10 protein-coding genes are annotated in these 14,311 nt (G+C 72.3%); 7 read left to right on the top strand and 3 right to left on the bottom strand.

Annotation, left to right across the window (positions count from 1 at the left end):
- Positions 1 to 167: 167 nt before the first annotated feature.
- The 3 genes from gshA to RA210_RS10545 all read right to left on the bottom strand — a co-directional run bounded on the left by gshA (position 168) and on the right by RA210_RS10545 (position 4,649).
- On the bottom strand, positions 168 to 1,751 hold the full coding sequence (gene gshA, locus RA210_RS10535; RefSeq protein ID WP_201486400.1) for a glutamate--cysteine ligase: 1,584 nt from the start codon (positions 1,749 to 1,751) through the stop codon (positions 168 to 170).
- A gap of 185 nt (positions 1,752 to 1,936) precedes the next feature.
- Positions 1,937 to 2,320 (bottom strand): PaaI family thioesterase, encoded by a 384-nt coding sequence (locus tag RA210_RS10540; RefSeq protein WP_136489803.1) that lies wholly within the window; start codon positions 2,318 to 2,320, stop codon positions 1,937 to 1,939.
- Position 2,321: 1 nt separating this feature from the next.
- The gene (locus tag RA210_RS10545; protein WP_201486401.1) at positions 2,322 to 4,649 is read right to left on the bottom strand and encodes a Tex family protein; all 2,328 of its coding nucleotides are present in this window, start codon (positions 4,647 to 4,649) and stop codon (positions 2,322 to 2,324) included.
- 449 nt (positions 4,650 to 5,098) lie between these two features.
- Here RA210_RS10545 and bcsE point away from each other — a divergent pair, with 449 nt between their 5' ends.
- Genes bcsE through bcsB form a run of 7 tightly spaced genes read left to right on the top strand, consistent with a single transcriptional unit; the run spans position 5,099 to position 14,311 of the window.
- The gene (bcsE, locus tag RA210_RS10550; RefSeq protein WP_268932782.1) at positions 5,099 to 6,631 is read left to right on the top strand and encodes a cellulose biosynthesis protein BcsE; all 1,533 of its coding nucleotides are present in this window, start codon (positions 5,099 to 5,101) and stop codon (positions 6,629 to 6,631) included.
- Positions 6,628 to 6,810: a cellulose biosynthesis protein BcsF gene (locus tag RA210_RS10555; RefSeq protein WP_201486403.1), complete on the top strand. Its 183-nt coding sequence runs from the start codon at positions 6,628 to 6,630 to the stop codon at positions 6,808 to 6,810. Before bcsE ends, RA210_RS10555 begins: the two co-directional genes overlap by 4 nt.
- Positions 6,807 to 8,441 (top strand): cellulose biosynthesis protein BcsG, encoded by a 1,635-nt coding sequence (bcsG, locus tag RA210_RS10560; protein WP_201486404.1) that lies wholly within the window; start codon positions 6,807 to 6,809, stop codon positions 8,439 to 8,441. Before RA210_RS10555 ends, bcsG begins: the two co-directional genes overlap by 4 nt.
- 2 nt (positions 8,442 to 8,443) lie before the next feature.
- Entirely contained in the window at positions 8,444 to 8,635 is a 192-nt protein-coding gene (gene bcsR, locus RA210_RS10565; protein ID WP_201486405.1) for a cellulose biosynthesis protein BcsR, read from the top strand.
- A complete protein-coding gene (gene bcsQ / locus RA210_RS10570) occupies positions 8,632 to 9,378 on the top strand; it encodes a cellulose biosynthesis protein BcsQ (RefSeq protein WP_201486406.1) in 747 nt (248 codons plus the stop codon). The genes bcsR and bcsQ overlap by 4 nt, the downstream gene beginning before the upstream one ends.
- Positions 9,375 to 11,996, top strand: a complete 2,622-nt coding sequence (gene bcsA / locus RA210_RS10575; RefSeq protein ID WP_201486407.1) for a UDP-forming cellulose synthase catalytic subunit — start codon at positions 9,375 to 9,377, stop codon at positions 11,994 to 11,996. The genes bcsQ and bcsA overlap by 4 nt, the downstream gene beginning before the upstream one ends.
- Complete coding sequence (gene bcsB, locus RA210_RS10580; RefSeq protein ID WP_201486408.1) at positions 11,993 to 14,311, top strand: cellulose biosynthesis cyclic di-GMP-binding regulatory protein BcsB; 2,319 nt, start codon at positions 11,993 to 11,995, stop codon at positions 14,309 to 14,311. Before bcsA ends, bcsB begins: the two co-directional genes overlap by 4 nt.

Here is a 14,311-nt window from a genome sequence, read left to right on the forward strand (position 1 = left end):
TTTTTTGCCACTCCCCGTACCACCACGTATGCACCGTCCACCCCGCACGGCCTGGCGGGGGGGGGGGGGGGGGTGGAGGGGGGGGGGGGGGGGGCGGGGTGGGCGGGGGGGGGGGGGGGGGGGGGGGGGCGGGGGGGTGGCCCCGCCGGACGGCGGGGCGACGGGGGCTAGCGGGTCGGCTCGATCGCCGCCATGTAACGCTCGACGAACTCTTCGAAGCTGCCCTGCTGCCCGGCTTCCAGTTCGGCCTGGGCGGCCAGCGAGGCGCTGGCGGACTGTTCGAAGACGGTCAGTTGCGCGGCGTCCAGCGGCCGGCCGCGGAACCAGGCGGCGTGGCGCTCGGACTGGCGCAGGGCGAAGGCGTGGAAGCTCAGCCGGTCCTCGCGCAGGCTCTGCAGCACCCGCGCCGACGGGGTCAGGCGGGCGTCCTCCAGCTTGGCGCGCTGGCTGGCCAGTGCCTGGCGGTGCAGGTCGTCGCCATGGGCGGCGTCGAGCAGCTCGGCGCAGGCGGCGATGCGCTCCAGCAGTTCGAGGCCCCAGTCCTTGAGGGCGATCTCCTGGCCGCGGCGGCTGAGCTGCAGGCCGGGCTTGCGACCCTGCTTGACGGTCAGGGCGAAGTTGCCGGTGCAGGCGCGGCACTCGTCGCCGGACAGCAGCGGGCTGTCCTCCAGGGCGCAGAACAGCAGGAAGGCGTCGAGGAAGCGCGCGGTGGGCAGGTCGATGCCCAGCGGCAGGAAGGGGTCGATGTCCAGGCAGCGCACCTCGACGTACTGCACGCCGCGCGCGGCGAGCGCCTGGATCGGCCGCTCGCCGCGGTTGACCACGCGCTTGGGGCGGATGCTCGAGTAGTACTCGTTCTCGATCTGCAGCACGTTGGTGTTGAGCTGCAGCCATTCGCCGTCCTGATCGTGCAGGCCGATGGCCTCGTAGGGCGGATAGGGCGTCGATACCGCCTGGCGCAGGCTGGCCAGATAGCTGTCGAGGTCGTTGTAGCAGGGGCGCAGGCTGGCCTGGGCGTTGTTCTGGTAGCCGAGGTCGCTCATGCGCAGGCTGGTGGCCCAGGGCAGGTACAGGGTGCCCTCGCCGAGCGTCTCCAGGCCGTGCTCGCGGCCCGCGAGGAAGCCGGCGTCGACTGCCGGCGAGGCGCCGAACAGGTACATCAGCAGCCAGCTGTAGCGGCGGAAGTTACGGATCAGCGCGATGTAGCGCGCCGACTGCCAGTCCTGCGCCGCACTGGTGTCGCTCTCCGCCTCCTGCAGCAGCGGCCACAGCGCCTCGGGCAGCGAGAAGTTGTAGTGGATGCCGGCGATGCACTGCATGGCCTTGCCGTAGCGCACCGCCAGGCCCTTGCGGTAGACGTGCTTGAGGCGACCGATGTGGCTCGCGCCGTATTCGGCGATGGGGATGCTCGCCTCGTCCGGCAGGTGGCAGGGCATCGAGTGGGTCCACAGCTGCTCCGCGCCCATCCGCGCGTAGGCGAAGCGGTGGATGGCGTCCAGCTCGTCGAGGGTGCGCGCCGGGTCTTCCCAGGCGGCGGTGATGAATTCCAGCAGCGCCTCGGAGTAGTCGGTGGTGATCTGCTCGTGGGTCAGCGCCGCGCCCAGCGCGGCGGGGTGCGGGGTCAGTACCAGGTGGCCGGCGGGGTCGACGCGCAGGCTCTCCTTCTCCAGGCCGTGCCGGCAGTGGCGCAGCAGGTCGAGCTGCTCGGCGCTCGCGAGCAGGGCCAGGCGGCGGGAAAGTAGGTCGCTCAAAAGTCGGATTCCTGTTGGCAAATATGCCGCACTATGGGGGCGACAGGCGGTGGTCTCAAGGGGGCAGGAGCGTGTCGCGCTGCCGGCGCAGCCCGTAGGATGGAAACTCGCGCCGCGATTTTCCACCGCTACCGCGCAGGCGGCGGGAAAGGCCTGCGGCCGTTTCCCGCCCCTACGGGAGCAGCCTAGACCAGCATGAAGGTGCCCTGGGCGCGGGCGACCAGCGCCTCGCCCTGGCGCACCTCGGCGTCCACCACCAGGGTGCGGCTGCCATGGTGGATCACCTTCGCGCTGCACAGCACCTCGCCGTCGTCGATGGCGCGCATGTAGTTGATCTTGCACTCGACCGTGACGCTCTTGCGCTCGAAGCCGTGGGCGCTGGAGCAGGCCAGGCCCATGGCGATGTCGACCAGGCTGAAGATCGCCCCGCCGTGCAGCTTGCCGGCGCGGTTGCGCAGCTCGGACTTCAGCGGCAGGCGCACCTCGGCCTCGCCGCCGTCGATGCGCACGGGCTCGCAGCCGAGCAGGTGGCTGAAGGCGCTGGTGGTCACTTCGCGGACGTCGGTCATCTCAGCGCTTCTTGATCTGCTTGGCGTTGGCGAACAGCGCGGCCATGCCGGGGTTGCTCGGCGCCGGCTTGTCCTGCCTGGAGTGGCGCTCGCTGCGCGGTGCGTTGCCGCGGTTGCCGCCGCGTGCGCCCTCGACCTTCTCGCCGGGGGTGTCGGACATGCGCATGGACAGACCGACGCGGTTGCGCGGGATGTCCACTTCCATGACCTTGACCTTGACGATGTCGCCGGCCTTGACCACCTCGTAGGGATCCTTGACGAACTTCTCCGACAGCGCGCTGATGTGCACCAGGCCGTCCTGGTGCACGCCGATGTCGACGAAGGCGCCGAAGTTGGTGACGTTGGTCACCACGCCTTCCAGCACCATGCCCGGCACCAGGTCCTTGAGGCTCTCGACACCTTCCTGGAACTCGGCGGTCCTGAACTCCGGACGCGGATCGCGGCCGGGCTTGTCCAGCTCCCTGAGGATGTCGGTGACCGTGGGCAGGCCGAAGCTCTCGTCGGTGAATTTCGCCGGGTCGAGGCGCTTGAGGAACGCCGAGTCGCCGATCAGCGAGCGGATGTCGCGGCCGGTGGCCTCGGCGATGCGCCTGACCAGCGGGTAGGTCTCCGGGTGCACCGCCGAGGCGTCCAGCGGGTTGTCGCCGTTCATCACGCGCAGGAAGCCGGCGGCCAGCTCGAAGGTCTTGTCGCCCAGGCGCGGCACCTTCTTCAGCTCGGCGCGCGACTTGAACGCGCCGTTGGCGTCGCGGAACTGCACGATGTTGCCGGCCAGGGTGGCGTTGAGGCCGGAGATGCGCGCCAGCAGGGCGGCGGAGGCGGTGTTGACGTCGACGCCGACGGCGTTCACGCAGTCCTCGACCACCGCGTCCAGCGAGCGGGCCAGCTTGAGCTGGGAGACGTCGTGCTGGTACTGGCCGACGCCGATGGCCTTGGGCTCGATCTTCACCAGTTCGGCCAGCGGGTCCTGCAGGCGGCGGGCGATGGACACCGCGCCGCGCAGCGACACGTCCAGCTCGGGGAATTCGCGGGCGGCCAGTTCGGAGGCCGAGTACACCGAGGCGCCGGCCTCGGAAACCATGATCTTGGTCAGCCTGAGTGCGGGCAGTTGCCTGATCAGGTCGGCGGCCAGCTTGTCGCTCTCGCGGCTGGCGGTGCCGTTGCCGATGGCGATCAGCTCGACCTGGTGCTTGGCGCACAGGCGGGCGAGCACGGCGAGGGTGCCGTTCCAGTCGTTCTTCGGCGCGTGCGGGTAGACGGTGGCGGTGTCGAGCAGCTTGCCGGTGGCGTCGACCACCGCCACCTTGCAGCCGGTGCGCAGACCGGGGTCCAGCGCCAGCACGCTGCGCGGGCCGGCCGGGGCAGCCAGCAGCAGGTCGTGCAGGTTGCGGGCGAACACGTTGATCGCCTCGGTCTCGGCCGCCTCGCGCAGCTCGCCGAGCAGGTCGGTCTCCAGATGGGTGTAGAGCTTGACCTTCCAGGTCCAGCGCACCACCTCGGCCAGCCAGCGGTCGGCGGCGCGGCCACGCTGCTCGAGTCCGAAGCGCTCGGCGATCATCACTTCGCACGGGTGCAGGGTGCCGGACGTAGCGACGCCCGGCAGTTCCTCGCCGACCTTGAGGCTGGCGCTCAGCACGCCCTCGTTGCGGCCGCGGAAGATCGCCAGCGCGCGGTGCGACGGCACGCCCTTGAGCGGCTCGTCGTGCTCGAAGTAGTCGCTGAACTTGGCGCCTTCCTGTTCCTTGCCGGCGACCAGGCGCGCGCTCAGGGTGGCGTTGTCCTTGAGGAAGGAGCGCAGCTTGTCGAGCAGGCTGGCGTCCTCGGCGAAGCGCTCCATGAGGATGTACTTGGCGCCGTCGAGCACCGCCTTGACGTCGGCGAAGCCTTTCTCGGCGTCGACGAAGCGTGCGGCTTCCGCCTCGGGATTCAGTTCCGGGTTGCCGAACAGCGCGTCGGCCAGCTCGCCGAGGCCGGCCTCCAGGGCGATCTGGCCCTTGGTGCGGCGCTTCTGCTTGTAGGGCAGGTAGAGGTCTTCCAGGCGCGTCTTGGTGTCGGCCAGCCTGATCTCGCGGGCCAGCTCGGGCGTCAGCTTGCCCTGTTCCTCGATGCTGGCGAGGATCGCCGTGCGCCGCTCCTCCAGCTCGCGCAGGTAGCGCAGACGCTCTTCCAGGGTGCGCAGCTGGGTGTCGTCGAGGCTGCCGGTCACCTCCTTGCGGTAGCGGGCGATGAAGGGCACGGTCGAGCCTTCGTCGAGCAGCGCCACGGCGGCGGCGACCTGCTGCGGGCGGACGCCGAGTTCCTCGGCGATGCGGGCGTTGATGCTGTCCATATGACTTCCTGCGACTGCGGGAGAAGGTGGCCGACGGGCGGCCGCAAAGGGCTGGATTATAACCATGGCGCGCGGCCGCGCAGGGGGCGCCGCCGATGGCGGTCCCTGCGCGGGTGAGGGTGTTTGCGGCATTGCAAGGGACTGGTCGTCATTTTTTCGACATCGTCTGGATCGAGCAAACAAATTGCGATTTAATGCCGGTGTTAGCGTGATGCTTTTCGCATAAAAATCGTCAATAAAGTGGCGTCTGCCGAGCGTTAGGCAGGCGGCGCAGGCCTTGCAGTCATGCGCAGCGCACGACGGTCGTTCGTGCGCGAGATGCGCCGTTTCACATTTTCATCGAGTTGCGCTGGTTTGGCGGACTTGGCGGTGCCCGTCGCGAGCAGGCGAGGGCGCACCGCCGGAGTCGGTGCAGGGAGTTTCGTGAGGGGGTTGCGGCAGTGGGCATGATGTCCCTGGCTGTTCCGGGTCTGCGGGACGAATGGATGCAGATGCGGCAGGGAGCGCTTTACTGGCTGGCGGGGGAGCGGGCGGAGGATTCCGTGCTGCTCGCCCGCCAGGTTCTGGCCGGGATGGCCGACGAGGCACAGGCGATCCTGGTGGTCTGCGGCGACTCGCCGGACGGCGTGCTCGACGGGCTGGCCGCCGACCGCGGCCCCGGCACGCTGTGGCCCTATGCCTTCGCCGAGGAGGACGCCGCCGGCGTCCTGCGCGTGCTCGGCCGCGAGCTGCGCCGCCTGCGGGCGCCGCGCGGCATGGCGATCCTGCTGCTGGCGCCGGCGAGTATCTGGGATTCCTTCGACGCCGGCCGCCTGGAAGCCTGGTGCGCCGCCCAGCATGCCTGGCTGGCCGAGCACGGCTGCACCCTGCTGGTGCTCAGCCACGCCGGCGCGCCGACGCTGTGCGAGCGGCTGCAGGGCTGCAGCGAGCCGCTGGCCGGGCTGGCGCAGCTGCTGCACAGTCGCGGCGCCCCGCATTACCAGCTGCACTACTGGCGCAACGCGCTCGGCGTCCAGGGCGCCGGCGAGATGCCGCTCGCGCGCCGGCCGGACGGCTTCGTCGCCCGGCCGGCGGCGGATGCTGCCGGTGTGCCGGCGGCGGATGCTGCCGGTGTGCCGGCGGCGGCCAGCGACCAGTACCGTCACCTGGCCCGCCGGGCGGTGCTCGAAGGCGCGCCGCCGTTGTCTGCGCACTGGCGGCTGTTCGACGACGATGCGGCGCTGCTGGCGGCCGCCGAGGGCGCCACGGCCGCCTGCGTGATCTTCAGTCTCGACGACAATGCCCGCGTCGGGGCGCTGGCCGAGCACCTCCACCACCTGCGACGGCGCCGCGGCCGGGAACTGCGCCTGGTGGTGCGCGAGATGGCGCCCTGCCTGCGCTATCTGGACGAGCAACTGCTGCTGGCCTGCGGTGCCAGCCTGATCGTGCCGTGCGGCACCAGCCTGTCGCGCTTCCTCACCCTGCTGGACAGCCTGCACGGCCACCGCTGGACGCGCACCCTGCCGGAGGATCTGCCGGCGATCCTGGCGCGCCTGCGCCCGCCAGCGCAGCGCGGCCTGCTGCCGCGCCGCGAGTTCGAGGCCCTGGTCGGCGGCATCCTCGCCGCCGAGCGGCACGGCGAGGTCAGCCACCTGCTGCTGCACCTGCGGGTGGCCGAAGGCCTGAACCTGACCCAGGTGCTCGGCCAGTGCCGTCTGCGCCGTGCCGGCGACCTGGCCTGTGCCAGCGGCGGGGACCTGTGGCTGTTCCTCTTCGGCTGCCGGCTGGACGCCCTCGAGCGCGCCCTTGGCAACCTGTTCCGCCTGCCGTGGCGCGAGCTGTTCGCCGCCCGGCGCCTGCTCGCCGGTGTCGACGAGATGGCGCCGGGCGCAGACGACGCCGAGCTCCTGCCGGCGCTGCTCGCGGCGGAGCGCGCGCCGGCGCCGGCCGCACGGCTGACGCCGGTGCGCATCGGCCGGCCGGCCCTGGAGTCGGTGGCATGAGGGCGGAGCAGCTCTGGCAGCTGCTGGGCGTCACCGCCCTGCTGAGCGTGCCGCTGGCGTTGCTGGCCTTCGTCCTGCTGCGCCGTCTCGCCGTCCGGCTGTTGCGCTTCCTGCCGTCGCGCCATCTGCGTGCCTATCCGCCGCGTCGGCGGCGGCCGGCAGGGGAGGGGCGCCGGTGAGCGGCGGCGATGTGACCACGGCGGCGCTGCGCTGGCCGGGGCTGGGGGCATGGAACCTGTATTTCCTCGGCAAGTTCGTCCTGCTCTGGCAGGGCATGCTCAACTTCCAGGTGCTGCCCAACCTGCTGCTGGCCGCCGTGCTGCTGCTGCCGCTGCCGCGCGGGGCGGCGCTGCTGCGCGCCTCGCTGGCGCTGCCGGCAGGGCTGGCGCTGCTCTACCACGACTCCTGGCTGCCGCCGGTCGGTCGGGTGCTGGAGCGCCTGCAGGCGCTGCTGGACTTCTCGCCGGCCTACCTGCTCGAGCTGGGCGGGCGCTTCCTCGACTGGCGGTCGCTGGCCGGCGTCCTGCTGGCCTTGCTGGCCTACGGGCTGCTGGCGCCCTGGCTGCGGCTGACCACCGTCAGCCTGGCCGGTCTGCTGTGGCTGGGCGCGCAGTCGCTGGCGCCGCTGTGGTCGCCGCCGGTCCGCCCGCTGCCGGCCGTCGCCGGCGCCCCCGCCGCGCCGGCGAGCGCACCGGCGCTGGCCAGCAGCGGCCCGCCGGACAACGCCACCCTCGACAACTACCTGCAGGACTTCTACCGCAGCGAGAGCGAGCGCCGGGTCGACCTGGGCGCTGCCGCCAAGGGCGCGCCCTTCGACCTGCTGCTGCTCAACGTCTGCTCGCTGGGCTGGAGCGACCTGCGTGCGGTCGGCCTGGAGCGTCATCCGTTCCTCGAGCGCATGGACATCCTGTTCGACAACTTCAACTCGGCCACCGCCTACAGCGGGCCGGCGGCCCTGCGCCTGCAGCGCGCCAGTTGCGGCCAGACCTCGCACTCGGCGCTGTACCAGCCGGCGCCGGAGCAGTGCCAGCTGTTCGACAGCCTGGCCCGCCTGGGCTATCGCGTCGACCTGGCGCTCAACCACAACGGCCGCTTCGACAACTACCTGCAGTCGATCCGCACGGCCGGCCGGTTGCCCGAGCCGCTGTTCCCGGCCGAAAGCCTGCCGCGCACCTGGGTCGGCTTCGACGCCTCGCCGATCAATCGCGACCGCGACCAGCTCGAGGCCTGGTGGCGTCTGCGCCGCGACAAGCCGGCCGAGCGGGTTTCCCTGCTCTACCAGACCATCACTCTGCACGACGGCAACCGCGAGATCCTCGCCGACGGCCGCACGCGCAGCGCCGGCTACGGGCCGCGGGCGCAGCACCTGCTGGACGACTTCGATGCCTTCATCGGCGAGCTGGAGCGCAGCGGCCGGCCGACCGTGGTGGTGCTGATCCCCGAGCACGGCGCCGCGCTGCACGGCGACCGCATGCAGATCGCCGGCATGCGCGAGATTCCCTCGCCGTCGATCACCCACATCCCGGTGGGCGTCAAGCTGGTCGGCCTGCCGCTGGACAGCGCCACGGGCCGGCAGCGGGTGAGCGCGCCGAGTAGCTACCTGGCGCTGGCCGAGCTGCTGGTGCGTCTGCACGGCGGGCCGCCGGCGGATGGTCGCGGCTTCGACCGCGCCGCGCTGGCGCGCGACCTGCCGCAGACGGCGAAGGTCGCGGAGAATTCCGGCAGCGTGCTGCTCGAATACGGCGGGAGGCCCTACGTGCGCCTGCAGGAGCGTGGCCAGTGGTTGCCCTATCCGCAGGAGGAACGCTGAACATGACCCCACCCGACGGCGCCACGGCGTTCGCCGACAACGACATCGCCGCGCTGCGCCGCAGTCTCGGTCTGGCGCAGCTCGGCTACCGCGACCTGGCGGCACGGCGCGAGCTGGAGCAGGTGCTGCAGCGTTGGCCGCTGCTGGCGGAGCTGGCCGCGCCCGTCCGGGACAGCACGGAGCAGACGCCATGACCACGCTGGGCCTGGTCGGCCTGCGCGGCGGCTGCGGCGTCAGCAGCCTGGTGGCGGCGCTCGGCCAGGCCCTGCACCGTCTCGGCCAGCGGGTGCTGCTGGTCGACCTGTGCCCGGAGAACCTGCTGCGCCTGCATGTCAGCCTGCCGTTCGCCGACGGCAGCGGCTGGGCGCGTGCGCTGCTCGATCAGCAGGGCTGGAGCGGCGCCCTGTGGCAGCTGCAGGAGGGCTTCTGCCTGCTGCCCTACGGCCGCCTGTCGGCCGACGAGCAGGAGCGCATGGAGCGCTTCCTGCGCGGCACGCCGGACTTCTGGGCGAAGCGCCGGCCTGGGCTGGCGGCGCGTTTCGACTGGCTGCTGTTCGACCTGCCGCAGCGCCTGCCCGGCCATGCCCGCACCGGCCGCCGCGACCTGACCCTGCGCGTGCTGGAGGCCGACGCCGCCTGCCATGCGCTGCTGCAGACGCCGCGCGCCGCCGACGAATGGCTGCTGGTCAACCGCTTCGATCCGACCCGCCCGCTGCAGCGCGACCTGCTGCTGCTCTGGCAGCAGACCCTCGGCCCGCGCCTGGTGCCGCAGTGCGTGCACGCCGACGAGGCGCTGGCCGAGGCGCTGGCGCACAAGTTGCCGGTGGGCCTGCATGCGCCGCACAGCCTGGCCGCCCAGGATGTGCTGAGCCTGGCCACCTGGTGTCTGGCTGCGCGCGCGGCGCGGCCAGCGTTGCACCGCGAGGTGGGTGGATGAGGCGTGCCGTGCTGGCCGCACAGACCTGGCGTACGCGGCTGTGGCCCTACCGCCGGCTGCGCCGCGTGCGCGGCGCCAGCCGGCCGACGGCGCTGCTGTTCAGCCTGCTGCAGCTGCTCGGCTGGCTGCTGCTGCGTCTGGAGAGCCCGGCCTGGCAGGCGCTGCTGAGCCGCCACGATCACTGGTATCCGCATCTGGCCGAGCGTCCGCCGCGCATCGGCGATCCGCTGCGCTACCTGACGCAGACCCTCTGGCTGCTGCTCTGGCGCGGTGCGGACGCCCGTCCGCGCCGGCTCGTCCGCCTGCACGGCTGGCTGCAGGGACGACGCGCGGCCATGCGCGCGCTGGCCGAGCGTGGCTGGACGCGGCTGAGCGCGCGCCTGCCACGCCCGCGCACGGCGCCCTGGCAGCGCGCCGAGGCCGGCCTGCTGCGCGCCGCCAGCTGGCAGCGGCGCACCCTGCTCGGGCTGGTCGGCCTGGTCGCCGGCGTGCTGGCCCTGCTGTGCATCACCGCGCCTTTCGACTACGCCGCCCAGGTGGCGTTCGTCCTGCTGCTGTGGAGCCTGGCCATGCTGGTGCGCCGGCTGCCGGGGCGCTTCGCCCTGCTGCTGCTGGTGCTGCTGTCGGTGCTCGCCTCCTGTCGCTACCTGTGGTGGCGTTACACCGCGACCCTCAACTGGAACGACGGCATCGACCTGACCTGCGGCCTGATCCTGCTGCTGGCGGAAACCTACGCCTGGCTGATCCTGATGCTCGGCTACCTGCAGACCAGCTGGCCGCTCAACCGCGAGCCGGCGCCGCTGCCGGACGATCTCGCGCGCTGGCCGACGGTGGACCTGATGATCCCCACCTATAACGAGGATCTGGCGGTGGTGCGCAACACCGTGCTCGCCGCCCTCGGCCTCGACTGGCCGGTGGACAAGCTGCGCGTGCACATCCTTGACGACGGCCGCCGCGACAGCTTCCGCCGCTTCGCCGCCGAGGTCGGCGCCGGCTACATCGTCCGCCCGGACAACCGCCACGCCAAGGCCGGTAACCTCAACCACGCGCTGACCTGCACCGACGGCGAACTGGTGGCGATCTTCGACTGCGACCACGTGCCGGTACGCTCCTTCCTGCAGCTCACCGTCGGCTGGTTCCTGCGCGATCCGCGGCTGGCGCTGGTGCAGACCCCGCACCACTTCTTCTCCCCCGATCCGTTCGAGCGCAACCTCGGCATCTTCCGCCGCCGGCCCAACGAGGGCGAGCTGTTCTACGGCCTGGTGCAGGACGGCAACGACCTGTGGAACGCGGCCTTCTTCTGCGGCTCCTGCGCCGTGCTGCGGCGCAGCGCGCTGGAGGAGGTCGGCGGGGTGGCGGTGGAGACCGTCACCGAGGATGCCCACACCGCCCTGCGCCTGCACCGCCGCGGCTGGAACTCGGCCTACCTGCGCATCCCCCAGGCCGCCGGCCTGGCCACCGAGAGCCTGTCGGCGCACATCGGCCAGCGCATCCGCTGGGCGCGCGGCATGGCGCAGATCTTCCGCACCGACAATCCGCTGCTGGGCCGCGGCCTGAGCTTCTTCCAGCGCATCTGCTACGCCAACGCCATGCTGCACTTCCTCGCCGGGCTGCCGCGGCTGGTGTTCCTCACCGCGCCGCTGGCCTTCCTGCTGCTGCACGCCTACATCATCTACGCGCCGGCGGCGATGATCCTGCTGCAGGTGCTGCCGCACATGGTCCACGCCAGCCTGGCCAACTCGCGCATGCAGGGCGCCTGGCGGCACAGCTTCTGGGGCGAGGTCTACGAGACGGTGCTGGCCTGGTACATCGCCTGGCCGACCACGGTGGCGCTGTTCGCGCCGAAGAAGGGCAAGTTCAACGTCACCGCCAAGGGCGGCCTGATGCCGGAGAACCAGTTCGACTGGCGCATCGCCCGGCCCTACCTGGTGCTCGCCGGCCTCAACCTGCTCGGCCTCGGCTTCGCCGTCTGGCGCCTGCACCACGGCCCGGCCGAGGAGGTCGGCACGGTGCTGGTCAGCGTCCTGTGGGTGCTCTACAACCTGCTGATCATCGGCGGCGCCGTGGCGGTGGCGGCCGAGGCGCGACAGCTGCGCCAGAACCACCGGGTGCCGGCACGCCTGCCCGCGGCCCTGCGCCTGCCCGACGGCCGGGTCTACGGCGGCGTGCTGGTCGACTACTCCAGCGGCGGCGCCGGCATCGAGCTGCCCCTGGAGCTGGGCCTCGACGCGCAGACGCCGGTGCGCCTGCTGCTGCGCCGCGGCGCGCGCGAGTTCGCCTTCGCCGGGCGGCTCAGCCACTGCCTCGGTCGCCACGTCGGCGTACGCTTCGAGGAGCTGTCCCTGCAGCAGCAGATCGACCTGGTGCAGTGCACCTTCGCCCGCGCCAACGCCTGGCTGGGCTGGAACGAGGGCTACCTCGAGGAGCGCCCGCTGCGCAGCTTCCTCGACGTGCTGGCGCTGGGCCTGAACGGCTACGTGCGCCTGCTCGAACACGCTCCGCCCGGCCTGCGTACCCTGCTCGGCGGCCTGCTGCGCCTGCTGCGCTGGTGCGCCAGCTTCCTGCCGCATCCGCCGCGCCCCCTTTCCCAACCTTCCGTGCGAGCCCTGTCCGTATGACCCTGTCGTTCAAGCCCTGGCTGGCTGCCCTGATCCTGTTCGCCTCGACCCGGGCCGCGCTGGCCGTCGCCGCGGCGGATGCCGGCGCGCTGCCCGCCGCCCCGCTGGAGGCGCCGGCGGCGCTCGCGCTGGCCGAACCGGTCGAGCCACCGGTGCCGGCCTGGCAGGACAGCCGGCGCTTCGCCGAGCTGGGGCGCAGCGCCGACGTGCTGCTGCTGGGCATCCGCAACAGTGAGCAGATCGAGTTCGGCCTGCGCCGCGACCGCCTGGTCACCGCCGCGCGGCTGAGCCTGGAGTACACCCCGTCGCCGGCGCTGCTGCCGACCCTGTCGCACCTGCGCGTCTACCTCAACGACCGCCTGATGGGCGTGCTGGCCATCGACCACGACCAGCCCGGCCAGCAGGTGCGCCGCGAGCTGCCGCTCGACCCGCGCCTGCTCGGCGACTTCAACCGCCTGCGCCTGGAGTTCGTCGGCCACTACGCGGAGATCTGCGAGGACCCGGCCAACAGCGCGCTGTGGCTGAGCCTCAGCCGCGACAGCGCGATCCATCTCGACGAGCAGGCGCTGAGCCTGCCCAACGATCTGGCGCACTTCCCGGCGCCGTTCTTCGATCCCCGCGACAGCGGCCCGCTGGAGCTGCCGGTGGTGTTCGCCGGCGCGCCGACGGTCGGCGAGCAGCGCGCCGCGGCGGTGCTCGCCTCGCACTTCGGCCGCCTCGCCGACTGGCGCGGCGTGCGTTTCCCGGTGCTGTTCGACCGCTTGCCGGCGGTCGCCGGGAAACGGCCGCCGCAGCCGACCCTGGTGTTCGCCACCAACGCCCGGCGGCCGGCGTTCATGGCCGACCCCGAGCGCTTCCCTGCGGTCGAGGGCCCGGTGCTGGAGCTGATCGACCACCCCGACAGCCCCTACGGCACCCTGCTGCTGGTGCGCGGGCGCGACGAGGCCGACCTGCAGCGCGCGGTCGAGGCGCTGGCGCTGGGCAGCCCGCTGCTGCGCGGCACCCGCGTGACGGTCGGCGAGCTGCCGCCGCCGACGCCGCGCCGCCCCTACGACGCGCCGAAGTGGGCGCCCACCGACCGTCCGGTGCGCCTCGCCGAGCTGCTCGACTACCCGCAGCAGCTGCAGGTCAGCGGCCTGCAGCCGGCGCCGATCAACCTCGACATCCACCTGCCGCCGGACCTGTTCGTCTGGCGCAACCAGGGCATCCCGCTGCGCACCCAGTTCCGCTACAGCGTGCCGGGCAACAGCGACGAGTCGCGGCTGGACGTCCACCTCAACGACCAGTTCATCGCCAGCCTCGCGCTGCCCGGCCGCGAGCAGCGCAGCGGCGTCGAGGAGATGCGCCTGGCGGTGACCGGCGAGGCCGAGGGCCTGCGCGAGAAGCTGCTGGTGCCCGCGCTCAAGGTCGGCGACCGCAACCGCCTGAGCTACGCCTTCAACTTCGCCAGCGTGCAGGGCAGCGCCCAGCGCGACCGCTGCCAGACCATGCTGCCGGTGGCGGTGCACGGCAGCATCGACGAGGCGTCGACCATCGACCTGTCCGGCTACCACCACTATCTGGCGATGCCCGACCTGCGCGCCTTCGCCCGCAGCGGCTTCCCGTTCAGCCGCATGGCCGACCTTTCCGAGACCCTGGTGCTGGTGCCCCGCCAGGCCAGCGAGGCGCAGGTGGCGACCCTGCTCGAGACGCTCGGCGGGCTGGGCGCGCAGATCGGCTATCCGGCCCTCGGCGTGCGCCTGAGCGACGACTGGCAGGCGGCCCGCGCGGCCGACGCCGACCTGCTGCTGCTCGGCGACTGGCCGGCGGAGCTGCGCGAGCGCGCCGACTTCGGCGTGCGTCTGGCGGCGCCCTACGACCGCCTGCTGGCCGGCCAGCCGGTGCGCGCGCAGCCCACCGGCCGGCAGGTGCTGGGCACGGTGACGCCGCAGGCGACGGTACAGATCGCCGCCAGCGCGCCGATCGCCGCGGTGGCCGGCCTGCAGTCGCCGTTCCATGCCCAGCGCAGCATCGTCGCCCTGCTCGCCAGCGGGGCCGAGGACTACGCCCTGCTGCGCGACACCCTGGCCGACCCCGGCGCGCGCGAGGGGATGGCTGGTTCGCTGGCGCTGATCCGCAGCAGCGGGGTGCACAGCCAGTTCGTCGGCGAGCCCTACTACGTCGGCGAACTGCCCTGGTGGCTGCTGCTGTGGTTCCACCTCTCCGAGCATCCGCTGCTGGTGGCGGCGCTGAGCGCGCTCAGCGTGGTGCTCGGCGCCTTCCTGGTCTGGTACCTGCTGCGCGGCGTGGCCCGCCGCCGGCGCGGGGAGGCCTGA

The organism is Pseudomonas sp. OF001 (assembly GCF_904426495.1).
GTDB lineage: Bacteria > Pseudomonadota > Gammaproteobacteria > Pseudomonadales > Pseudomonadaceae > Geopseudomonas.